This window comes from Streptomyces gardneri (assembly GCF_006539185.1).
In the GTDB taxonomy this organism is placed as follows: domain Bacteria; phylum Actinomycetota; class Actinomycetes; order Streptomycetales; family Streptomycetaceae; genus Streptomyces; species Streptomyces gardneri.
In genome coordinates, this window is the sequence record NZ_BJMN01000025.1 from 113,060 (window position 1) to 135,241 (window position 22,182).

The following is a 22,182-nucleotide window of genomic DNA, read 5'->3' on the forward strand; positions in this document are numbered from 1 at the left end:
CGCGCGGAAACGCGCCGGGGCTCCAACGGCTTTTCCCGGGTCCCTGGCAGAAGACCTGCCGGGGACCTAGCGGGGACTTGCCAGCATCTTGCCGAGTCTTAGAGGTTGACGCCGAAGTCGCGGGCGATGCCCTCGAGGCCCGAGGCGTAGCCCTGGCCGACCGCGCGGAACTTCCACTCCGCGCCGTTGCGGTAGAGCTCGCCGAAGACCATGGCGGTCTCGACGGCCGCGTCCTCGGAGAGGTCGTAGCGGGCGAGCTCGGCGCCGCCGGCCTGGTTGACGATGCGGATGTAGGCGTTCCGCACCTGGCCGAAGTTCTGCGAGCGGGAGACCGCGTCGTAGATGGAGACCGGGAAGACGATCTTGTCGACGTTCGCCGGGAGGCCCGCCAGGTTGACGTTGATCTGCTCGTCGTCGCCGCCGCCCTCGCCCGTGCGGTTGTCACCGGTGTGGACGATGGTCTGGTCCGGCGTCGACTTGTTGTTGAAGAAGACGAAGTGGGCGTCGGACGCGACCTTGCCCGCGGCGTCCACACCGATCGCCGACGCGTCGAGGTCGAAGTCGGTGCCGGTGGTGGTGCGGACGTCCCAGCCGAGGCCCACGGTGACGGCGGCGAGGCCCGGGGCCTCCTTGGTCAGGGAGACGTTGCCGCCCTTGGACAGGCTCACAGCCATGGAAAGTCCCTTTCATCGTGGTGTCTTCGCCTGGAGAAACGCGCACGGGCCCCCAGCGGTTCCCGACGGGTTCCCGGCGAAAACAGGATGACTCCAACAGCCCACTGCGGGGAACATGGAGGGCATGTCCGGTCCCTATCCCATCCGCGGCTCCGTCTCGCTTCCCGAGGCCGAGCTCCAGTGGCGTTTCTCGCGGTCTTCGGGGCCGGGCGGGCAGCACGTGAACACCAGCGACTCGCAGGTGGAGCTCCGCTTCGACCTCGCGGCCACCACGGCGCTCCCCGAGGTGTGGAAGGCCCGCGCCCTGGAGCGCCTCGCCTCCCGCCTGGTCGACGGCGTCGTGACGGTCCGCTCCTCGGAGCACCGCTCCCAGTGGCGCAACCGCGAGACGGCCGCGGTCCGGCTCGCCGCGCTCCTCGCCGAGGCGACGGCCCCGCCGCCGAAGCCCCGCAGGCCGACGAAGATCCCGCGCGGCATCAACGAACGCCGGCTGCGCGAGAAGAAGCAGCGCTCGGAGACCAAGCGGACCCGGCAGTCCCGGGGCGACTGGGGCTGAGAAGCCCCCCGAGCGCCCGAGCGCCCGAGCGCCCGAACCCGAGCCCCCGAGCCCCCGGCCCCCGCCGGTCTCCGCGTTCAGCTCAGGTGTCGGTACTTCCCCTGGAAGTACGTCAGCGGGCCGCTGGCGTCCGCCGAGGGCAGGCCGACCGTCAGGACCCGGCCGACGACCAGGGTGTGGTCCCCGGTCACGACACGGCTCTCCGTGCGGCACTCCAGGACCGAGAGCGCCCCGCCGAGCAGCGGCGCGCCGCTCTCCTCGCCGCGCGTGTACGGAAGGTCGGCGAAGAGCAGCCGGTCGCTGACCCGGTTCTTCATCGCGAAGCGCCCGGCGGTCTGCCGCTGGCCCTCGGAGAGGATCGACACCGCCCAGACCGGGACCTCGGCGAGCAGGTCGTCCATGCGGGAGCCGTTGCGGAGGCTGACCAGAACCAGGGGTGGATCGAGGGAGACCGACATGAAGGCGGTGGCCGTCATGCCGACGTCCTCGCCGCGCGGGCCCTCGTCGGGGGCGTGTGCCGTCACCAGGACCACGCCCGCGGCGAGGCGGGACATCGCCGCCCGGAACTCGTCGTTGCTCACCCCCTCAGCATGAGGGATGGCCAGATCGGAGACGGGGGGCGGGGCGGGGGTCTTCTGCAGCACACCCGCACGCTAGACCGGGCCCACCGGGGGCCGCATCGGGCCCGGGGACCAGTCGGCCACCCCCGGGGGTCCTAGGACCCCCGGCCGGGCGGCTCCCCGGCCGCGGGAGGGCTCCGGCCGGATCGGCCGAAAACCCACTAGGACCGGACCACCCCGAGAGGTTGTGCGCGACCCGCCATGACCTGCTGTGACTTGAGTCACAGAGGGCAGTATTTGCTGACCCTGTGTACCGGGTGCGCAGCTCGCTGTGATTCAGTGGCAGGGACAGTGCAGCACGAAGCCGATGAGAACCCTGGAGTTGCTGTCGAGGTCTCGGGGAGAGCGAGCGATGGAGACCGAGTCGGAGCCGTACGTCCGTCTCTCGACCCTGCGGCAGCTGCATCAGGTCGTGGCGGACCTCAACACAGCCCGCAGCCTGGCGGACACCCTGCAGACCGTCGCCGACGGTGTGGTCGCCGGTCTCAACTACGAGCTGGCCTGCGTCAACCTCGTACGCCCCGACGGTGACCTCGTCGTCGCCGCCTTCGCCGGAAGCTCCGCCGCCGAGGCCCTGATCACCGGCCGCGTCGGCTCCCGCGCCTCCTGGGACCGCCGCCTCTCCATGGGCTCCGGCTGGGGCGACCTCCGCTTCATCCCGCACACCGAGGGCTGGGTGCTGATGGACGACGACGTCCCCCAGTGGCACACCGACGGCCCCGCACCCCGCTTCGAGGACGAGTGGCACCCCCACGACCGTCTCTACGCCCCCATGTACGCCTCCGGCTCCGGCCGTGAACTCCTCGGCGTCATATCCGTCGACCGTCCGCGCAACGGCCGGCACCCCGGGCCCTGGGGCCAGGAGGCGCTCCAGATGTACGCCTCGCAGTCGGCCATCGCGATCAGCAACGCCCGTCTCCGCTCCAACATGCAGCGCGCCCTCGTCCGCCTGGAGCGCGAGCAGCAGGCCCTCCGGGCCTCCGAGGAGTCCTTCCGGCAGGCCTTCGAGTACGCCCCCTCCGGCATGGCCATCGCCGAGATGGGCGGCGACCAGCACGGCCGGCTGCTCCGCACCAACGACGCCCTCTGTCGGCTCCTCGGCCGGCCCGCCTCCGTCATGCGGCGCTACTCCTTCGCCGACCTCGTCCACCCCGAGGACATAGGCACCCTGCTCCGGACCTCCGCCGAGGGCGGCCGCGCCGAGCTGCGCCTCGGGCGGCGCGACGGCACCTACGTCTGGGTGTCCCTGCGCAACTCGGTCGTCGCCGACACCGCCGACGGCCCCCGCTTCCTCCTCACCCACGTCGAGGACATCGAGGAGCGCAAGCGCCACGAGCTCCAGCTCGCCCACCGCGCCTCGCACGACGCGCTCACCGGACTCCCCAACAGCGCCGAGCTGCGCTCCCGGCTCTCCGCCCGCATCTGCGAGCGCCCCGCGGCGGCGGGCACCGCCGTCGGCGCCGGGTACACCGGATACGAGAGCGGCGGGCACGACGGCGGCTACGACTCCGCGAGGGACGGCGGCTACGGCCCCGGCTACGGATCGGACTCCGGCCCCGGCTACGAATCCGGCCCCGGCCACGACTCCGGTCACGAATCCGGCTACGAGTCGCCGTACGAGCACGAGCACGGCTTCGGCTTCGAGCCGGCGAACGGCGCCGGACCCTACGACCACCACGTCCACATCGTCGCCCCGTCCACCGGCGAGGTCGACGACGGCACGAAGGGGCTCGCGGTCCTCTTCTGCGACCTCGACGGCTTCAAGTCGATCAACGACCGCTTCGGGCACCACACCGGCGACGCCGTTCTCATCGAGGTCGCCCGCCGGCTCACCACCGGTGTCCGCGACGGGGACACCGTCGCCCGGCTCGGCGGCGACGAGTTCGTCGTCCTCGCCGACGGCCTCGGCGCGGCCGACGCCGCCGACCTGGCCGTACGCCTCCGGAACGCGATCATTCCGCCGATCCGGGTGGACGGCCGGGCGGTCCGTGTCGGGGCGAGTTTCGGCATCGGCTGGGCGGAGTGCGGGATGACCGTCGAAGAGGTCCTGAACTCCGCCGACCAGCGGATGTACATCGAGAAGCGCTCCCGGGCCAAGGTTCACCGCCGGGCCGGCTGAGGCCGCCGCGACCCGTCCTCCTGTCAAGCCCCGCACCTTGCGCTGGTCCGTTCGAGGTAGGCTCGGCCGGTCGGCGACGGCTGGCGAGCATGGAGAGGATGGCCCGGATGGCTGCCGGTAACGACGGCGGGAACAAGCCCGAGGACGACGATCCGTTCGGCTACCTGTACGAGGACGGCCAGGCAGCGGGCGCCCGGGCACCGCAGGGCGGTGGCTACGGCTACCCCGGCCCCGCCCCCGCGCAGCCCGGTGTGCCCCGGACCTCGTACAACCAGGTCAGAACGGTCGGCGAGCGCCAGTACGGCCAGCCGCCGCAGCAGCCTTACGTGCCGCCGCAGCAGCAGGCCCCCTACGGCCAGCCGCACGCGCAGTACGCCGCCCCCGAGACGTACGGCGGCCCGCCCACCCGGCAGGTCCCGCCGCAGCCCCCGCGCGGCGGCGGCTCCGGCCGCGGCCCCAACACCAGGGGCCTCCTGATCGGCGCGGTCGCGGTCGTCGCGGTCGTCGTGGTCGGCATCGCCGCCGCCGTGATCAGCAACTCGGGCGACAAGGACGACAAGGGCAACCAGGCCGGCGGCAGCGGTACGCCGTCGACCGCGCCCTCCCAGGTCTCCGAGGAACCCAGCACCGAGCCGAGCACGGAACAGACCCCGGCCGAACTCCCGAAGCAGGACGCGGCGACGCTGAAGCTGGGCGGCACGGCCGCCACGGACAGCTCCGTCAAGGGGGCGCAGGGCACGAACGGCGCCTACGTGACCTTCAACGGTGTGGGCGGCTCCGCGAGCTGGTCGGTCGCCGTGCCGGACTCCGGTGAGTACACGCTCCGCATCATCTACAGCGTGCCCGGCAAGGACGCCAAGACCTCGCTGACGGTCAACGGCGAGACGCCGCGCGGGCTGAACATGTCCAACTTCGCGAAGGCCGCCGAGGGCGACTGGGAGAAGGGTTGGACGTACACGTACGCCTACGTGAACCTGAAGAAGGGCGACAACGCGCTCAAGATCTCCTGCGAGGCGGGAGACACGTGCGAGGCGATCCTCGACCAGGTCTACCTGGAGGCCGGTCACACCGGCAGGTGACGCTCAAGAGGCCTCTTTCGAGGGGCCTCTTCCGCCGCGCCGACGGGGCTCCGCTCCGAGGCGTGGCGGAGGGGATCCATGGGTGACGTACGTCGCGCCACCCACGGGTCAGATCCTCGCGTCGGTCACCACTTGGTGCAGGTGTTCTTCACGGACCCATCGCTGTTGAGGCGGGCCACCTGGATTCCGATGTCGAAGAGCCCGTTGACGTGAGACGCCGTGGTGTTCCACGTGCTCGTCCTTCCGTTGCCCTGCGAGTTCTTGTTCCACTTCCAGTTGTGGATCCTGCCGAAGGTGTCCTTCGAGATCAGGCGCACAGCGACGCTGTTCCCGTCGGCCAGCTTGTCGGTCAGGGTGAACTTGAGATTGATCGTGTAGCCGGGCCCCCAGTAGTTGGTCCAGGACATCGCACCGTAGGCACCGGTCGTGCTGCAGTTGCTGCTGCCGGCGTCGAGGGCCGTCGGGGCCGCCTGGGCCGACCCGGACATGGACAGGGAAAGGGTGACCGCCGCGGCCGTCACTCCCGCAGCGGTCATGATGTTCTTGCGCACGTGAGATTCCTCCAGGATCGACTATCGAACACTTTGATCTTCGTTCGCGTGTTCGATCGACGTCCAGTGGAGAGCGCCGAATGGCCGGTAATGCTCTGTGATATCCACCCCGCGGGGGCGGTCTGTTTGAGCCAGGGCAGCGATGTCGGAATCACACGGCCCGGCAGGCCTCACGCAGCTTCGGAGTCCGACGTCACCTTCACGCGGGGCAGCAGTTCCTCGTAGGCCGATGGGTCGTACTCGCCGGCCACCGGGGAGAGGACCGTCGCCGCCGAGAGGGCGACCGCGCGGGTGAGGCGTTCGGGCCAGGGGGCTTCGTCGACCAGGCCCGAGAGGAGGCCGGCTACGGCGGAGTCGCCTGCGCCCGTCGGGTTTCCCTTGACGGGGGCCGGGGGTGCCGCGCGCCACAGGCCCTCCGGGGTGGCCGCGAGGAGGCCCTCCGGGCCGAGGGACGAGATCACCGCGTGGGCGCCGCGGCGGCGTGCGTCGCGGGTGGCGCGGTGGGGTTCGCGGGAGCCGGTGAGCTGGGCGAGCTCGTCGGCGTTCGGCTTGACCAGGTCGGGGCGGGCCGCGATGCCTCGGCGGAGGGGTTCCCCGCTGGTGTCGAGGAGGACCGGGACGGCGGCGGCGCGGGCGAGGCGGATCAGTTCCGCGTACGCGCCGACGTGGATGCCCGGCGGGAGGCTGCCGCAGAGGGCCACCGCCCGGGCCCCGTCGAGGAGTTCGGTGAAGCGGGTGCGGAAGCCGGCCCACTCGGCGGGAGTGATGGCGGGCCCGGGTTCGTTGAGCTGGGTCGTGTCGCCGGTCGTGGTGTCGACGACGGCGACGGTACGGCGGGTGGGGCCCGCGGTCGCCACGAGCTCGTCGCGGACCGGGGTCGCGGCGAGGAGGTCCCGCAGCATGGCGCCGGTGGCGCCGCCCGCGAAGCCGGTGGCGACGGTCTCGTGGCCGAGCGCGGCGAGCACCCGGGCCACGTTGAGGCCCTTGCCGCCGGGGCGTTCGATGACCTGGGTGACGCGGTGGGTGGCGTGCGGGGTGAGGGCGGGGACCCGGTAGGTAAGGTCCAGCGCCGTGTTGAGGGTGACCGTCAGAATCACCTGTGCACCCCCGTAACTCGGTGTGAAGTCCTGTGGAACGAGCGTTCCGACGGGCACCGATCATGCCAAAGGAACGGCGGTTGGCCCAGAGTTCCGGCCGACCGCCCTTCCGTTTGACCTCGTATGACCCCTGATCAGACCGCCGCGACCGCCGTCGGGTCGACGATCCACTGGCCCTTGCGCATGACGCCCTTGAGGCGGAACTCGGCGTCGAGGACGACGATGTCGGCGTCCTTGCCGGGCTCCAGGGAGCCGACCCGGTCGTAGACGCCGAGGAGGCGGGCCGGGTTGGCGGAGATCGCCTGGACGACCGATTCGACGGGGAGGCCGTCGATGGTGACGGCGCGCTTGAAGGCGCGGTCCAGGGTGAGGGTGGAGCCGGCGATGGAGCCGCCCTCGACGAGGCGGGCGACGCTGTCCTTCACCTCGACCGCCAGCGGGCCGAGCATGTAGCTGCCGTCGCCGAAGCCCGCCGCGTCCATGGCGTCGGTGATGAAGGCGACCCGCTCGGGGCCCGCGTGGTGGAAGGCGAGCTCCAGGGCGGCGGGGTGGAGGTGCGTGCCGTCGTTGATGAGCTCGACGGTGATCCGCTCGTCCTCCAGGAGCGCGGCGATCGGGCCGGGCGTGCGGTGGCCGAGGGCGGGCATCGCGTTGTAGAGGTGCGTGGCGACGGTGGCGCCCGCGTCGATGGCGGCGACGGTCTGCTCGTACGTCGCGTCGGTGTGGCCGATCGCGGCGATCACGCCGTGCTCGGCGAGGAGGCGTACGGAGTCGATGCCGCCGGGCAGCTCGGTGGCGAGGGTGACCATCTTGGCCTGGCCGCGGCCGGCGTCGATCAGCTTGCGGACCTCGGCCGGGTCGGGGTCGCGGAGCAGCGTCTCGTCGTGGGCGCCCTTGCGGCAGGGGGAGATGAAGGGGCCCTCGAAGTGGAGGCCGGCGATCTCGCCCTGCTCGGCGAGTTCGGAGAGCAGGCCGGCCCGCTGGGTGAGGAAGTCCATCTCGCCGGTGACGAAGGAGGCGACGATGGTGGTGGTGCCGTGCAGGCGGTGGGTGTGGACGCCGGTGAGGACGTCCTCGACGGTGCCGGAGGTGAAGGACGCGCCGCCGCCGCCGTGGTTGTGCATGTCGACGAAGCCGGGGACGAGCCAGTGGCCGGTCAGGTCGATGGCCGGGGCGCCCTCGGGGGCGCTGCCGGTGATGCGCTCGCCGTCGACGATCACGCGTCCGTTCTCGACGATTCCGGTGGGCAGCACGACGTGTGCGCCGGCGAGAACCTGGTGATCGGCCATCAGGCGGAAACCTCCGAGTCGGTGGGGTGCTGGTCGGCGAGCAGGTCCCAGGCGAGGAGGCCCGCGCCCAGGCATCCGGCGGTGTCCCCGAGGGCCGCCGGGACGATGGCGGGCAGCTTCTGGAACGTGACTCGCTCCTCCACCGCGGCCCGAAGTGGTGTGAACAAGGTTTCCCCGGCCTCGGCGAGACCGCCACCGATGATCAGTGTGCGGGGGTCCAGCAGGGTGAGCGCGGTGACGAGGCCGTCGGCGAGGGCGTCGACGGCGTTCTGCCAGATCCGGACGGCCGTGGCGTCGCCGGATTCGACGGCCTTGGCGCAGTCGGCGGCGTCGGCCTTCGGGTCGCCGCTCGCCTCGGCCCAGGCCTGGGAGACGGCGGAGGCGGAGGCGTACCGCTCCAGGCAGCCGCGCTGGCCGCAGCCGCAGTCGGTGCCGCCGGGGCGGACGACGATGTGGCCGATCTCGCCGGCGTAGCCGTGGGCGCCGGCCTCGATGCGGTCGCCGATGCCGATGGCGCCGGCGATGCCGGTGCCGAGGGGCACGAAGAGGAAGCGGTCGGCGCCGTTGCCCGCGCCGATGCGGCCTTCGGCGAGGCCGCCGGTGCGGACGTCGTGGCCGAGGGCGACGGGGATGCCGTCGAGGCGGCGGCTGAGGAGTTCGCGCATGGGAACGTCGCGCCAGCCGAGGTTGGCCGCGTAGACCGCGATGCCGTTCTCGGCGTCGACGATGCCGGGGACGGCGACTCCGGCGGCCGCGGCGGGCTCGCCGTACCGCTCCTGGCCGAGGGCGCGGAGGTCCTCCGCGAAGCCGAGGATGGTCTCGACCACCGCCTCGGGACCGCGCTCGCGCCCGGTGGCGCGGCGGGCCTCGTGGAGCAGGGTGCCGTCCGCCCCGACGAGGGCGGCCTTCATGCCGGTGCCGCCCACATCCAGGGCGATGACGTGTCTCACGGGGGACAGTTTGGCGCGCGGGGACCCAAAAGGTCTAGTCCACTGCCGAGGATTGTTGCGTACGGATACAAATTCGGGACCCGTCATGGGTCCATGGTCCCGGCTGTGTTGCGGAAGTGATACCCAAGTGGTGTAGACCTCATGCCCGGCCGCGGGGGAGACTTGCGGGCCTGCGGAGAGCAAACATGCAGCTCACAGCAGTGCGAATACCGTGCAAATGCAGCGCAAACGCAGCGCTGAATCGGCTCAACGACGAGCAAAGAGGTGGATGAGGCCGTGCAGCGGCGACGATTCCTTGGACTGACCGCGGCCGCCGCCGCACTCGGGCTGACCGCCACGGTCACCGGATGCGGCGTCCTCGAGGGCGAATCCGGCGACGTGACCCTCAGACTGGTCGCCGCCGACTACGACCTGACCGGCGGGGACACGACCAAGAAGTACTGGGCCGACCTCGTCACCGCCTTCGAGGCGAAGCACCCCGGTGTGAAGGTCGAGGTGCAGATCGAGTCCTGGGACGACGTCGACCGCAAGGTCGCCGAGATGGTCAAGGCCGACGAGGCCCCCGACGTCGCGCAGATCGGCGCCTACGCCGACTACGCGGCCGCCGGCGAGCTCTACGCCGCCGACGAGCTCCTCTCGATCCCCGTCCAGGCCAACTTCCTCGCGCCGCTCGTCGCCGCCGGAGAGACCAAGCGCACCCAGTACGGGCTGCCCTTCGTCGCCTCCACCCGGCCGCTCTTCTACAACAAGGCCCTCTTCGAGGAGGCCGGCGCCGAGGCACCCACCACCTGGGACGAGCTGGCCGCCGCCGCCGAGAAGCTCAAGGCCAAGGGCGTCACCACCCCCTTCGCGCTTCCGCTCGGCCCCGAGGAGGCCCAGGCCGAGGCCCTGATGTGGCTCCTCAGCGGCGGCGGCGGCTGGACCGACGCCACCGACCACTACGCCGTCGACTCCGACGCGAACGTCCGCACCTTCGACTGGCTGAAGAAGAACCTCGTCGGCAAGGGCCTCACCGGGCCCGTCGCCCCCGGCAAGCTCAACCGCAAGGCCGCCTTCGCCGCCTTCGCGAGCGGCGAGGTCGGCATGCTCAACGGCCACCCCTCGCTGGTCAAGGAGGCCGCGAAGAAGGGCGTCGAGATCGGCCAGGTGCCGCTGCCCGGCATCGACGGCAAGCCCAAGAGCTCCATGGGCGTCGCCGACTGGATCATGGGCTTCAAGCAGAACGGTCACCGCAAGGAGATCGGCGAGTTCCTGAACTTCGTCTTCAGCGACGAGAACGTCCTGAAGTTCGCCGGGGACAACGACCTGCTGCCGGTCACCGTCAGCGCCTCCACCCGCATGGAGACCGACCCCGAGTACGCGAACCTCCGCGAGTTCCTCAAGGGCCTCCCGGACGCCCAGCTCCCGCCGGTCGGCAAGACCTCGTGGGCCACGGTCAGCGAGAACGTCAAGCAGAACATCGGCAAGGCCGTCACCCCCGGCGGCCGGCCCTCCGAGGTCCTGGGCACGATAGGCCGGGCGGCGACGGCGGCCGAGAACGCCGAGTAATAGGTTGGTCGTATGACCGAAGAGCGGACGGCCGAAGAGCGGACGGCCGGAGAGCAGGGGACGGCGCACGACGCCGGCGACGGTGGGCTCGGCGAGCGCGAGCGGGCCCTCCTCGCCGTCGAGCGCCGCTCCTGGCCCGGCCCCGGCGCCAAGGAGCGGGCCGTCCGCGAGGGCCTCGGCCTCTCCCCGACCCGCTACTACCAGCTGCTCAACGCCCTCCTCGACGACCCGCGCGCCCTCGCCCACGACCCGGTGACGGTCAACCGACTGCGCCGCGTCCGGGAAGAGAAGCAAAGGCGTCGCTAGAGGGTGGCAAGGACCCGCACCGGTGACCCCGGCCACGCTGACGGCGACGCCCCGCGTCGGTAGGGTCGTGAACATGGTCAGCAGCCTTCCGCACCCGACCACCTCCGCCGGCCGCGACGGTCTGGCCGCGCTTCTCGCGCGGCCCGCGCAAGCCGTCGTCGCCCTCGATTTCGACGGGACGCTCGCCGAGATCGTCCCCGACCCCGAACAGGCCCGCGCCCACCCCGGTGCCGTGGCCGCCCTCGCCGCCCTCGCGCCCCAGGTCGCCTCCGTCGCCGTCGTGACCGGCCGGCCCGCCGGGGTCGCCGTCCGCTACGGCGGCTTCGCCGGAGTCCCCGGCCTCGAACACCTCGTCGTCCTCGGCCACTACGGCGCCGAACGCTGGGACGCCGTCAGCGGCACCGTCCGGGCCGCCGCCCCGCACCCGGGCGTGGCCTCCGTCCGCGCCGAGCTCCCCGGCTTCCTCGACCGGGCCGGCGCCTGGCCGGGCGTCTGGATCGAGGAGAAGGGCCGCGCGGTCGCCGTCCACACCCGCCGCGCGCTCGACCCCGAGGGCGCCTTCGAGGCCCTCAAGGGCCCGCTCGGCGACCTCGCCACCCACCACGGCCTCGTCCTGGAGCCCGGCCGCATGGTCCTGGAGCTGCGGCCCCCGGGCATGGACAAGGGCGTGGCGCTCGCCGAGTACGCACAGGAGGTGGGCGCCGGGTCCGTGCTCTACGCGGGCGACGACCTCGGCGACCTGCCCGCCTTCGCCGCCGTGGAGAAGCTCCGCTCCGACGGCACCCCCGGCCTCCTGATCTGCAGCGGCTCCTCCGAGGTCCCGGAACTCGCCGACCGCGCGGACCTCTCGGTGGCCGGCCCGCCGGGGGTGGTGGGGTTCCTGACCGCGCTCGCGGAGGCGGTACGGGCCTCCTGAACCGTCACTCTCCCCGTACGAGCAGCTCCACCACGCCCGTCAGGTCCTCGTCGCCGCTCGCCTCGGCAAGGCGACGGGCCATCAGGTCGAAGTAGGGGAGGAGCAGTTCGGTGCTGACGCCCTGCTGTTCGGCGGTGGCGAGGAAGGTGGGCGTGCCGGCGACCTGCATGCCCAGGTTGGAGACGACGCCCTTCGTGTAGTCGCCGCTCCGCAGCTGGTCCGCGGCGAGGTGGACGCCCTGCGCCATCGCGGCGAGCCAGTCCGCGAGCAGCGGGGCGAACTCCACCGGGTCGATGTCCTCCTTGCGGATCAGGGCGAAGGCGTGGTGGATCCCGGCGAACATCCCGTACATCCCGCTGAGCAGGGCCACGTCGTGCAGGGCCGCGTGGCCCGCGTCCGCGCCGACGTACCGGGTGCCGACGGGCACCGCCAGGGTCTCCCGGTGCTGCTCGAACAGCTCGGCCGCGCCGCTGTAGAAGACGTATCCGCCGGCCTCAGGGACGCCGACCATCGGCGGGACGGCCATGATGCCGCCGTCCAGGTAGCGGGCGCCGCGGTCGCGGGCCCAGTCCGCGCGGGCGCGGGCCTGGTCCGGGGTCGTGGTCGTGAGGTTGACGAGGTCCTTCCCCGTCAGGTCGGCCTCGGCGAGGGCCTCGCCCACCGAGGCGTCGTCCAGGAGGCAGACGACGACCAGCGTGCTCGCGGCGACGGCCTCGGCGGCGCTGCCGGCGCCCTTCGCGCCCTCGGCGACGAGTCCGGCCGCGCGGGCCGGGGTGCGGTTCCAGACGGTGAGGGGGTGGCCGGCGGCGAGCCAGGTGCCGGCCAGGGCGGTGCCCATCGCGCCGAGGCCGAGCAGGGTGACGGGGGTCTTCCCGGAGGTCGAGGTCTTCTCTCGCGTGTTCGCTGTCATGGCCACCAGGCTGGTCGAGGGCCCGGAACCGCTCAAGTACCCACTTGGAAGTGGGTGGTTACCCTGAGGTGAGCGAACAGGTCAGGAGGGTGGGGCAGATGGCGACGCTGAACCGGCCGGCAACCGACGACGGGCACGTCTGCGGGATCGACACCTCGATGGAGGTGATCGGCGGCAAGTGGAAGGTCCTCATCCTGTGGGCGCTCCACACCTACCCGCAGAGCCGCTTCGGCGAGCTGCGGCGCATCGTCCCGGGCATCACCGAGAAGGTGCTCGCCTCCCATCTGCGGGAGATGGAGGCGGACGGGATCGTGGACCGCGTCTCGTACGACGAGGTCCCGCCCCGAGTCGAGTACGGCCTGACCAAGGACGGGACGCGGCTCATCGAAGCCCTCGAACCGCTCGCGGCCTGGGGGCGCGAACGGCGGGAGCGGGGGGCTTAGGCCCTGTCCGGCGGATCATGGCCGGGCCCGCGGCGTGTCCGACCCTGATCCGCCGGACAGGGCCTAGGGCTCAGCTGCCCCGCAGCGCCTCCAGCTGTGCCAGGAACCAGCGCTGCGGCGGGAGGGCCGTCGCCGCCGCCGCGAGGCGTTTCGTGCGGTCGGAGCGTTCGGAGGGGGGCATCGACAGGGCCGTGTGCAGGGCCTCCGCGGTCTCCGACACGTCGAAGGGGTTCACGGTGAGCGCGTCCGCGCCCAGCTCCCGGTGGGCGCCCGCGCCCGTCGACAGGACCAGTGCGCACCCCGCCTCCGAGACCACCGGTATCTCCTTCGCGACCAGGTTCATGCCGTCGCGCACCGGGTTCACCAGGGCCACGTCGGCGATGCGGTAGGCCGCCAGGGAGCGGGTGAAGTCGTCCTCCACCGAGACCAGGACCGGCGTCCACCCGGGCGTGCCGAACTCGGCGTTGATCTCCTCGGCGAGCTCCGTCACCGAGGCCGTGTACGCCCGGTACGACTCCAGGTCCTGCCGCGACGGGTACGCGGAGGCCAGGTGGACCACCCGGTCGCGCCACTCGGGGTGGACGGTCAGCAGCTCCCGGTAGGCGAGCAGGCCGCGCAGGATGTTCTTCGACAGTTCGGTGCGGTCGACGCGGACGATGGTCTGCCGGTCGCCGACCTCCTCGCGGAGCAGGGCGACCCGCTCGTCCACCTCGGGCCGGTACGCGAGTGCCCGCAGCTCGTCGCCGTCCACGCCCAGGGGGAACGCCCGGACCCGGGTGCGGCCCTTCCCGAAGCCGTAGCGCCGGTACTCCACTCCGTGCCAGGGGTCGCCGCTCGGCCAGACGCCCTCGGCCATGCCCGTCGCGTCGTCCCGCTGGGAGCAGCAGTCGATGAAGAACGAGGCCCATCCCCAGGTGTGGAAGCCCAGCTCGTCGGCGCCGAGCATCCCCCACAACAGCTCCTCGACGATGTCGGCCGGCACCATCCGCAGATACTCGGAGGAGACCCACGGGGTGTGCGTGAAGTGCCCGATCCGCAGGTCGGGGCGGAGCTCCCGGAGCATCCAGGGGACCAGCGCCAGGTGGTAGTCCTGCACCAGGACCGCCGCGCCCTGGTCCGCCTCCGCCGCCAGGGCCTCCGCGAAGGCGCGGTTGTAGGCGCGGTACGACTCCCAGCGGCGCCGGAACTCCGCGTCGAAGACCGGCTCGCGCGAGATGTCGTACAGGTGGTGGTGGAGGAACCACAGGACCGAGTTCGCGATGCCGTTGTACGCGTCGGCGTACACGTCCGGGGGGATGTCCAGCATCCGTACGCCCGGCTCGGCGATCCCGCGCCGGACGGCCTCCCGGTCGCCCTCGCCGAGTGCCGCGCACACCCAGAGGCTCTCCTGCGCGTCGTCGGCCGAGACGGCGCTCAGGCCCGAGACCAGGCCTCCTCCGCCCCTGCGGGACGTGAGCGAGCCGTCCTCGTCGAGCACGTACGACACGGGTCCCCGGTTCGATGCCACGAGCACAGTAGCCATGCAGCGAACCTAGCCCGTCCCGTAAACGCTCAAACGTACGTATACGAGACGGGCCGATCCGGCCACGGAGAGTCAGTGCAGGTCAGCGCGGGGCGGCGCGTCAGCGCGGTTCGGCGTCAGCGGCGGTCGCGCATCGCCGCCTTCGCCACCAGGCCCGTCGCCGCGAGCGCCACGCCGAGCGCGCCGAGCAGCCACAGCCGCTCACCGCTGCTGCCCGTGTCGGCCATCGAGCCGGAGTCGGAGCCGGATCCGGAGTCGGAGCCGGATCCGGAGTCGGATCCGCCCTGCGGGCCCGGTGCCGGCGGGGCCGGGGAGGTCGGGGTGGGCGCGCTCGCCGTGGGGGAGTCGGGGGCGGAGGGAGAGGCGGAGGGGGAAGTGGAAGGGTCCTCGGACTCGGCCGGCGGAGTCGGCTGCGTCGGGCTCGTCGACGGCTCGCCCGGCGTCGGGGTCGTGGGGGCCGGGGTCGTCGGGGTGGGGCTCGGGCTCTGCGGCTTGTCGAGCACCGGGGCCACCGCGCAGGACGGGTCCTCGCTGCCGTCGCCGCAGTTGGAGCGGGGTGACGTGACCTCGACGCTGTTGCGGAGCTTTCCGTCGCCGGTCGCCGGGTCCTTGATCTTCACCGAGTAGGTGACGGTCGCCGTCTTCCCGGCCGGGATGTTCCCCACGTACCCGATCCTCGGCTTCTCGTACGACACCGTGCCGAGGTCCGCCTTCACGTCCCCGTTGTAGTCGGCGTCGTCGAGGTTCCCGGTCAGGTCGTCGCCGAACTTGGCGTTCGGGTAGTCGAGCGGGCCGATGTTCTTCGCGGTGATCGTGTACGTGAGGGTGTCGCCCGGCTTCACCGTCCGCGGGCTCGCCGTCTTGGTGATCTCCAGGTCGGGCACCGGCACGGAGAAGGCCAGCCCGGAGGGCACGTACGTGTCGCCGTTCGTGGAGAAGGTCAGGTCGGCCGAGGTCGCGCCCTGCGGGACGGCGCCGTCCGGGAGGTCGAAGGCCTTGGCGTCGATGCTCAGGTTGTTGGTCAGCTTCGGGGCGACGGCGCCGTCGTCCTCGCTGACGAAGAAGTTGTTGGTGTTGCCGGTGTGGGCCTCGGTGACGTTCTTGCCGTCGACGAGGAACTTGTCGCCCGGGGTGTTCCAGTCGCCCTCGTACGCCGTCACGCTCGCCCGGACCGTGCCGGGGCCGCGGTGGAAGCCGTCGACGGTGACGGTGGTCGCGGGGGAGGTCGAGCGCTGGAGGACATGGCCGCCGTAGACGTACACGTTCCGCCGCTCCGGGGCGCGGACCGGGTCGGGGCCGGGGAAGCCGTGGACGACGGTCAGGGACCAGCCCGCCACGCAGCCCTTGCCGTTCGGCGCCCAGACGTTGCCCACCGAGACCTGCGCGTCCGTCCCCGAGACGCCCGCGAAGGCGGCTGTCACGTCCGACTCGCCCGTGTAGTAGTGCGGGCCGCTGGTGTCGGCCGGGTCGGTGACCATGCTGTCGATCGAGACCGGTGTCGCCGCCCCCGTCCCGATCCTGATCACCGGGGCGGTCGTCGCCGGGTCGCCGGGCGAGGGCGTGACGTCGGCGCCGGAGATGTCGCAGCGCTGGAGCTGCGCCCCGCTCGGCCCCTTGTACGTGCCGTCGTTGCCGCCCCAGAACAGCCGGGCGTACGCGACCGTGGCGCCCGCCGGGATCTTCACGTGACCGGTGCTGGAGCCGAAGTCGGGCGCCCCGCCCCCGGTGGCCAGGCCGGCGGCGTCGATCTTCTGCATCGCGAACGTGTTGTTGTTGTCGGAGCCCTCCCCCTTCGACGCGCTCGCGCAGCGCGCGGCCATGTCGGGGAGCTCGGTGGGGCACCCCATGACCGTGTTGCCGATCGTGGTGAAGTCGCCGTACAGGGATTCGTCGTACCGCTTGCCGAAGGGTTCGACCACGTCGGCCGTGGCCGGACCGGCCGCCGCGAACGCGAACGTGCCCGCGGTGAGGCCGATGGCCGCCAGGACCCTGCCCAGATGATGTTGTCTGAAGCGCATAAAAGGGCAATGTAGGCAAAGCGGATGATCTGGTGGCGTTACGCCACGCGGCGGCGCGTGTACTCCGTGATGTCGACCATCGGCGGCCGCTCCTCCGTGTCCACCGCGTAGGTCCGGGGGGTGAACCCGTCCTCGCCCCGCTCGAACTGGGTCAGCCGGGGTCGCACCAGGTGCCCGCGCGAGAGCCTCAGCTGCGCCGTCCGGTAGATCGCCGCGGCCATCCGGCCCAGTGCCCGCTCGTCCTGATGGCGGTGTTTGCGTACGCCCACGTCGACCTGCGCGAGCGCGTCCAGGCCCACCGTGTGCAGGGCGTCGACGAGCAGCCCCAGCTCCACTCCGTAACCGACCGGGAAGGGCAGGCGTTCGAGGAGCGAGCGGCGCGCCGCGTACTCGCCGCCGAGCGGCTGCACGAAGCCGGCCAGCTGCGGCCAGTGCAGGTTGAGGAGCGGCCGTGCCACCAGCTCCGTCACCCGACCGCCCTGACCTGGGGTCTTGCCGGAGGCGGACGCGTCGAGTCCCGTGTCGAAGGGGCGGTCGTAGGTCGCCTTGACGAAGTCGATGTCGGGGTCCGTGAGCAGCGGGCCCACGATCCCCGTCACGAAGTCCGCGGAGAAGTCCCGCAGGTCCGCGTCGACGAAGCACACGATGTCCCCGCTCGTCACCATGAGCGACCGCCACAGGACCTCGCCCTTGCCGGGGACGGCCGGTATCCGGGGAAGGATCGCGTCCCGCGCGACCACCCGTGCCCCGGCCGCCGCGGCGACCTCCGCCGTGCGGTCGGTGGAGCCCGAGTCGATCACCACGAGCTCGTCCACGAGGGGTACGGCTTCGCTCATCAGCTCGCGGCGGATCACGGCGACGATGTCCCCGACCGTCGCCTCCTCGTTCAGCGCGGGAAGCACCACGCTGACCCTCGTGTTCCGCTTGGCGGCGAGGATCCGCTCCATCGGCCGGTCGGCCACGGACCAGGACCGCCGGTCCAGCCAGCGCTCCACCTCTTCCAGCACGTGATCTCCATCTCGCGGTTCGGACGGCCCGTCCAAGCTCCGGGGCCTTCGGTTACAGTCTTGAACAACGCGGATGCCCGATGCACGTCGGGGTGCCGCCCGCGTCGGAGCGCAGGAACGAAAGTCCACCGCGCTTCACAATCGAATACCGCTCATCCAGAGGGGCAGAGGGAAACGGCCCGTTGAAGCCCCGGCAACCCTCCAGTCGGTTACTCGTCCTCCAGCGAGGCTCCCGGCTAGGGAAGGTGCCAAATCCGTCTCATGACGAAAAGTTCGTCATGGGAAAGATGAGGAGAAAGGGCCTCGCCTCCATGGCTGTACAGACTGTCGCCTCTGCCACCACCGTCGACCTCGGTCCCGCTTCAGGGCTTTCCTGTCGCGAATGCGGTGAAGTCTTCGCACTCGGCCCGATTTTCGCCTGCGAACTCTGTTTCGGACCGCTCGAGGTCGCGTACGACCTTCCCACCGGTGACCCCGAGGCGCTGCGCAAGCAGATCGAGGCCGGCCCCGCCAACATCTGGCGCTACGCCCCCCTGCTGCCCGTCCCCGCCGACGTCGCCGAGAAGCCGAACCTGAACCCGGGCTGGACCAAGCTCGTCCAGGCCGACAACCTCGCCCGCGAGCTCGGTGTCGCCCCCGGCAAGCTGTTCGTCAAGGACGACTCGGGCAATCCGACCCACTCCTTCAAGGACCGGGTCGTCGCGCAGGCCATCGAGGCCGCCCGCGCCTTCGGCTTCACCACCCTCTCCTGCTCCTCCACGGGCAACCTGGCCGGCGCCGTCGGCGCCGCCGCCGCCCGCGCCGGCTTCCGCTCCTGCGTGTTCATCCCGCACGACCTGGAGCAGGGCAAGGTCGTCATGGCCGGTGTCTACGGCGGTGACCTCGTCGCCATCGAGGGCAACTACGACGACGTGAACCGCTTCTGCTCGGAGCTCATCGGCGACCCGCTCGGCGAGGGCTGGGGCTTCGTGAACGTCAACCTCCGCCCGTACTACGGCGAGGGCTCCAAGACGCTCGCGTACGAGATCTGCGAGCAGCTCGGCTGGGTCATCCCCGACCAGCTCGTCATCCCGATCGCCTCCGGCTCGCAGCTCACCAAGATCGACAAGGGTCTGCAGGAGCTCATCAAGCTGGGCCTCGTCGAGGACAAGCCGTACAAGATCTTCGGCGCGCAGGCCGAGGGCTGCTCCCCGGTCTCCGCCGCCTTCAAGGCCGGCCACGACGTCGTCCGCCCGCAGAAGCCGAACACGATCGCCAAGTCGCTCGCGATCGGCAACCCGGCCGACGGCCCGTACGTCCTCGACATCGCCCGCCGCACCGGCGGCGCCGTGGAGGACGTGAACGACGAGCTGGTCGTGGAAGCGATCAAGCTGCTCGCCCAGACCGAGGGCATCTTCGCCGAGACCGCGGGCGGCGTGACCGTCGGCGTCACGAAGAAGCTCGTCGAGGCGGGGCTGATCGACCCGAACCTCACCACCGTCGTGCTGAACACCGGCGACGGGCTCAAGACCCTGGACGCGGTGGCCGACACCTCTCAGGCGACCGTCACCATCCGCCCGAGCCTGGACGCGTTCCGCGACGCCGGCCTGGCCCACTGAAAGGTTACGAAGACATGGCCGTGAACGTCCGCATCCCCACCATCCTCCGCACCTACACCGGCGGGCAGTCCGAGGTCCCGGCCGAGGGCGCGACCCTCGCCGAGGTCATCGCGGACCTGGAGAAGAACCACACGGGCATCGCCGCCCGCGTCCTGGACGACCAGGGCAAGCTGCGCCGCTTCGTCAACGTCTACGTGAACGACGACGACGTGCGCTTCGAGCAGGGCCTGGAGACGGCCACCCCGGCCGGCGCGGGCGTCTCGATCATCCCGGCCGTCGCCGGAGGCTGACCGCCGGTCGCGGCGCGGGAGGCCGACGCTTCCTCCGCTGTCCCGTCTTTCTTGAATTGCCCCTTCCGCGCCATAAAGCGGAGGGGGCAATTCTGCATGGTTGAGCGGGGTAGAGTTGGGGAAGTCCCCTCCGCTGCTCATGCCGGACGCATATGAGAATGCGCCGCCGCGCGTCAGGAAGCAGCCAAAGTGCATGAGCGTTGTGTACGTTCTGCGCGTTTTGCCGGGCCCGACTTGCCCCGGAACTCCGGGGATTCTCCCTAATTCCCCTTTCCGCCATGCCCAGAATTCTCGGTCGAATGACCTGTTGCAGAGGGCAGTTGGGCAGATACATTCAGCGGCGGTCGACGCGTTCCGGCGCAGGGTCTGACCCGGGTTCCGCGAAGTGCGGGTCCCGCGCAAGGGCCAGTAATAGGGGAGTTAGGCATGGCTCAGGGCACCGTCAAGTGGTTCAACGCGGAGAAGGGCTACGGCTTCATCGCGGTCGACGGTGGTGCGGATGTTTTCGTCCACTACAGCGCGATCCAGATGGATGGCTACCGCAGCCTCGAAGAGGGGCAGCGGGTCGAGTTCGAGATTTCGCAGGGCCAGAAGGGTCCGCAGGCGGACATGGTCAAGCTCGCCGTCTGAGCGCGGCGCGATCGGCCACCGACGCAACGCCGTCGAGGGGCCCGCATCCCTGAGGGGACGCGGGCCCCTCGCGTGTTCCCGGCCGTGGCGGAGAGCTGCCCGAAACCCGAGAGTCGCTTGCACTCTCCTAGGGCGAGTGCTAATCATTGGCGTTAGCACTCGGCAGGTGAGAGTGCTACTACGAGGATCGGGCAGATGAGGCCCGCGGCCAGGTGGGGCAAGGAACCATCGGGCACGCAGGCCGTCCGTCGCGGGCGTCGGCGCGGTCCTGGAGCGTTATCCACCCCATGTCCGGGAGGACCACTTCACATGGCCAAGATCATCGCGTTCGACGAGGAGGCCCGGCGCGGTCTCGAGCGCGGCATGAACCAGCTCGCTGACGCCGTCAAGGTCACCCTCGGCCCCAAGGGTCGCAACGTCGTCCTCGAGAAGAAGTGGGGCGCCCCCACGATCACCAACGATGGTGTCTCCATCGCCAAGGAGATCGAGCTCGAGGACCCGTACGAGAAGATCGGCGCCGAGCTGGTCAAGGAAGTCGCCAAGAAGACGGACGACGTCGCCGGCGACGGTACGACCACCGCCACCGTTCTCGCCCAGGCGCTCGTCCGCGAGGGCCTCCGCAACGTCGCCGCCGGTGCCAACCCCATGGCCCTCAAGCGCGGCATCGAGAAGGCCGTCGAGGCCGTCTCCGGCGCCCTCCTCGAGCAGGCGAAGGATGTCGAGACCAAGGAGCAGATCGCTTCGACGGCCTCCATCTCCGCCGCCGACACCCAGATCGGCGAGCTCATCGCCGAGGCGATGGACAAGGTCGGCAAGGAAGGCGTCATCACCGTCGAGGAGTCCCAGACCTTCGGTCTGGAGCTGGAGCTCACCGAGGGTATGCGCTTCGACAAGGGCTACATCTCGGCGTACTTCGCCACCGACATGGAGCGCATGGAGGCGTCGCTCGACGACCCCTACCTCCTGATCGTCAACTCCAAGATCTCCTCCGTGAAGGACCTGCTCCCGCTGCTGGAGAAGGTCATGCAGTCGGGCAAGCCCCTGCTGATCATCGCCGAGGACGTCGAGGGCGAGGCCCTGTCGACCCTGGTCGTCAACAAGATCCGCGGCACCTTCAAGTCCGTCGCGGTCAAGGCCCCGGGCTTCGGCGACCGTCGCAAGGCCATGCTGAACGACATCGCCATCCTCACCGGCGGCACGGTCATCTCCGAGGAGGTCGGCCTCAAGCTGGAGTCGGCCGGTCTCGACCTGCTGGGCCGCGCCCGCAAGGTCGTCATCACCAAGGACGAGACCACCATCGTCGACGGTGCCGGTGACAGCGAGCAGGTCGCCGGTCGCGTGAACCAGATCCGCGCCGAGATCGAGAACTCGGACAGCGACTACGACCGCGAGAAGCTGCAGGAGCGCCTGGCGAAGCTCGCCGGCGGTGTTGCGGTCATCAAGGCCGGTGCCGCGACCGAGGTCGAGCTCAAGGAGCGCAAGCACCGCATCGAGGACGCCGTTCGCAACGCGAAGGCGGCCGTCGAGGAGGGCATCGTCGCCGGCGGTGGCGTGGCTCTGCTCCAGGCTTCCTCGGTCTTCGAGAAGCTCGAGGCCGACCTCGCGGGTGACGAGGCCACGGGCGCGAACATCGTGAAGCTGGCCCTCGAGGCCCCGCTGAAGCAGATCGCGGTCAACGCCGGCCTCGAGGGCGGCGTCGTGGCGGAGAAGGTCCGCAACCTGCCCGTCGGCCACGGCCTGAACGCCGCGACCAACGAGTACGTCGACCTCATCGCCGAGGGCATCATCGACCCGGCGAAGGTCACGCGCTCCGCGCTGCAGAACGCCGCGTCGATCGCCGCGCTGTTCCTCACCACCGAGGCCGTCATCGCCGACAAGCCGGAGAAGGCGTCCGCGCCGGCCGGCGGCGGCATGCCGGGCGGTGACATGGACTTCTGATCCTCCGGGATCGGTGGTTCATCGCTGAACGCGACCGAGGGCGGCACTCCCCAGCAGGGGGGTGCCGCCCTCGGGCGTTGTGGCTCGCTGTGCCGTGCGGTCGGGCCGTGCGGTCAGGCCG

21 protein-coding genes and 1 riboswitch are annotated in these 22,182 nt (G+C 71.1%); of the genes, 11 read left to right on the forward strand and 10 right to left on the reverse strand.

From position 1 onward, the window contains the following. Positions 1 to 98: 98 nt before the first annotated feature. Positions 99 to 674 carry a TerD family protein gene (locus SGA01_RS19630; protein ID WP_055642156.1) on the reverse strand — a complete coding sequence of 192 codons (576 nt, stop codon included), beginning with the start codon at positions 672 to 674 and terminating at the stop codon, positions 99 to 101. A gap of 115 nt (positions 675 to 789) precedes the next feature. On the opposite strand from SGA01_RS19630, the gene arfB reads away from it, so the two are divergent. After that, positions 790 to 1,230 carry an alternative ribosome rescue aminoacyl-tRNA hydrolase ArfB gene (arfB, locus tag SGA01_RS19635; protein ID WP_141297753.1) on the forward strand — a complete coding sequence of 147 codons (441 nt, stop codon included), beginning with the start codon at positions 790 to 792 and terminating at the stop codon, positions 1,228 to 1,230. Between the two features lie 77 nt (positions 1,231 to 1,307). On the opposite strand, the gene SGA01_RS19640 is transcribed toward arfB, so the two are convergent. Next, positions 1,308 to 1,874: a flavin reductase family protein gene (locus tag SGA01_RS19640; protein WP_167534138.1), complete on the reverse strand. Its 567-nt coding sequence runs from the start codon at positions 1,872 to 1,874 to the stop codon at positions 1,308 to 1,310. A 328-nt stretch (positions 1,875 to 2,202) separates the two neighbouring features. Between SGA01_RS19640 and cdgB the strand changes: the two genes are divergently transcribed. Continuing rightward, positions 2,203 to 3,969, forward strand: coding sequence for a diguanylate cyclase CdgB (cdgB, locus tag SGA01_RS19645; protein WP_141297754.1), 1,767 nt, complete (start codon positions 2,203 to 2,205; stop codon positions 3,967 to 3,969). A 107-nt stretch (positions 3,970 to 4,076) separates the two neighbouring features. Then, complete coding sequence (locus SGA01_RS19650; RefSeq protein WP_141297755.1) at positions 4,077 to 5,048, forward strand: carbohydrate-binding protein; 972 nt, start codon at positions 4,077 to 4,079, stop codon at positions 5,046 to 5,048. A gap of 125 nt (positions 5,049 to 5,173) precedes the next feature. Here the strand turns inward: SGA01_RS19650 and SGA01_RS19655 are convergent, their stop codons facing one another. The 4 genes from SGA01_RS19655 to SGA01_RS19670 all read right to left on the reverse strand — a co-directional run bounded on the left by SGA01_RS19655 (position 5,174) and on the right by SGA01_RS19670 (position 8,935). Continuing rightward, the gene (locus SGA01_RS19655; RefSeq protein ID WP_141297756.1) at positions 5,174 to 5,599 is read right to left on the reverse strand and encodes a hypothetical protein; all 426 of its coding nucleotides are present in this window, start codon (positions 5,597 to 5,599) and stop codon (positions 5,174 to 5,176) included. A 170-nt stretch (positions 5,600 to 5,769) separates the two neighbouring features. Beyond that, complete coding sequence (locus tag SGA01_RS19660) at positions 5,770 to 6,696, reverse strand: 1-phosphofructokinase family hexose kinase (RefSeq protein ID WP_141297757.1); 927 nt, start codon at positions 6,694 to 6,696, stop codon at positions 5,770 to 5,772. 134 nt (positions 6,697 to 6,830) lie between these two features. Beyond that, positions 6,831 to 7,985 (reverse strand): N-acetylglucosamine-6-phosphate deacetylase, encoded by a 1,155-nt coding sequence (gene nagA / locus SGA01_RS19665; RefSeq protein WP_141297758.1) that lies wholly within the window; start codon positions 7,983 to 7,985, stop codon positions 6,831 to 6,833. After that, on the reverse strand, positions 7,985 to 8,935 hold the full coding sequence (locus SGA01_RS19670) for an ROK family protein (RefSeq protein ID WP_141297759.1): 951 nt from the start codon (positions 8,933 to 8,935) through the stop codon (positions 7,985 to 7,987). The genes nagA and SGA01_RS19670 overlap by 1 nt, the downstream gene beginning before the upstream one ends. 264 nt (positions 8,936 to 9,199) lie before the next feature. Here SGA01_RS19670 and SGA01_RS19675 point away from each other — a divergent pair, with 264 nt between their 5' ends. The 3 genes from SGA01_RS19675 (at position 9,200) to otsB (ending at position 11,705) form a co-directional block, all read left to right on the forward strand. Further along, complete coding sequence (locus tag SGA01_RS19675) at positions 9,200 to 10,483, forward strand: extracellular solute-binding protein (protein WP_141297760.1); 1,284 nt, start codon at positions 9,200 to 9,202, stop codon at positions 10,481 to 10,483. A 12-nt stretch (positions 10,484 to 10,495) separates the two neighbouring features. Next, positions 10,496 to 10,789 (forward strand): DUF3263 domain-containing protein, encoded by a 294-nt coding sequence (locus SGA01_RS19680; protein ID WP_141297761.1) that lies wholly within the window; start codon positions 10,496 to 10,498, stop codon positions 10,787 to 10,789. A 73-nt stretch (positions 10,790 to 10,862) separates the two neighbouring features. Beyond that, on the forward strand, positions 10,863 to 11,705 hold the full coding sequence (gene otsB, locus SGA01_RS19685) for a trehalose-phosphatase (protein ID WP_055646112.1): 843 nt from the start codon (positions 10,863 to 10,865) through the stop codon (positions 11,703 to 11,705). Positions 11,706 to 11,709: 4 nt separating this feature from the next. On the opposite strand, the gene SGA01_RS19690 is transcribed toward otsB, so the two are convergent. Continuing rightward, positions 11,710 to 12,615 (reverse strand): NAD(P)-dependent oxidoreductase, encoded by a 906-nt coding sequence (locus SGA01_RS19690; protein ID WP_141297762.1) that lies wholly within the window; start codon positions 12,613 to 12,615, stop codon positions 11,710 to 11,712. Positions 12,616 to 12,713: 98 nt separating this feature from the next. On the opposite strand from SGA01_RS19690, the gene SGA01_RS19695 reads away from it, so the two are divergent. Further along, positions 12,714 to 13,058, forward strand: a complete 345-nt coding sequence (locus SGA01_RS19695) for a winged helix-turn-helix transcriptional regulator (protein WP_055642146.1) — start codon at positions 12,714 to 12,716, stop codon at positions 13,056 to 13,058. Between the two features lie 70 nt (positions 13,059 to 13,128). Here the strand turns inward: SGA01_RS19695 and SGA01_RS19700 are convergent, their stop codons facing one another. The 3 genes from SGA01_RS19700 to SGA01_RS19710 all read right to left on the reverse strand — a co-directional run bounded on the left by SGA01_RS19700 (position 13,129) and on the right by SGA01_RS19710 (position 17,605). Further along, positions 13,129 to 14,580, reverse strand: coding sequence for an alpha,alpha-trehalose-phosphate synthase (UDP-forming) (locus SGA01_RS19700; protein WP_141297763.1), 1,452 nt, complete (start codon positions 14,578 to 14,580; stop codon positions 13,129 to 13,131). 116 nt (positions 14,581 to 14,696) lie between these two features. Continuing rightward, entirely contained in the window at positions 14,697 to 16,598 is a 1,902-nt protein-coding gene (locus SGA01_RS19705; protein ID WP_141297764.1) for a DUF11 domain-containing protein, read from the reverse strand. A gap of 38 nt (positions 16,599 to 16,636) precedes the next feature. Continuing rightward, positions 16,637 to 17,605 (reverse strand): glucosyl-3-phosphoglycerate synthase, encoded by a 969-nt coding sequence (locus tag SGA01_RS19710; protein ID WP_055642143.1) that lies wholly within the window; start codon positions 17,603 to 17,605, stop codon positions 16,637 to 16,639. A gap of 149 nt (positions 17,606 to 17,754) precedes the next feature. Next, positions 17,755 to 17,899, forward strand: a riboswitch (SAM riboswitch). A 17-nt stretch (positions 17,900 to 17,916) separates the two neighbouring features. Between SGA01_RS19710 and thrC the strand changes: the two genes are divergently transcribed. The 4 genes from thrC (at position 17,917) to groL (ending at position 22,061) form a co-directional block, all read left to right on the forward strand. Beyond that, positions 17,917 to 19,203: a threonine synthase gene (gene thrC / locus SGA01_RS19715; RefSeq protein ID WP_055642142.1), complete on the forward strand. Its 1,287-nt coding sequence runs from the start codon at positions 17,917 to 17,919 to the stop codon at positions 19,201 to 19,203. A 14-nt stretch (positions 19,204 to 19,217) separates the two neighbouring features. Next, a complete protein-coding gene (locus SGA01_RS19720; RefSeq protein ID WP_141297765.1) occupies positions 19,218 to 19,493 on the forward strand; it encodes a MoaD/ThiS family protein in 276 nt (91 codons plus the stop codon). A 426-nt stretch (positions 19,494 to 19,919) separates the two neighbouring features. Continuing rightward, entirely contained in the window at positions 19,920 to 20,123 is a 204-nt protein-coding gene (locus SGA01_RS19725; protein WP_015035246.1) for a cold-shock protein, read from the forward strand. Between the two features lie 309 nt (positions 20,124 to 20,432). Next, positions 20,433 to 22,061: a chaperonin GroEL gene (groL, locus tag SGA01_RS19730; RefSeq protein WP_141297766.1), complete on the forward strand. Its 1,629-nt coding sequence runs from the start codon at positions 20,433 to 20,435 to the stop codon at positions 22,059 to 22,061. Positions 22,062 to 22,182: the final 121 nt, after the last annotated feature.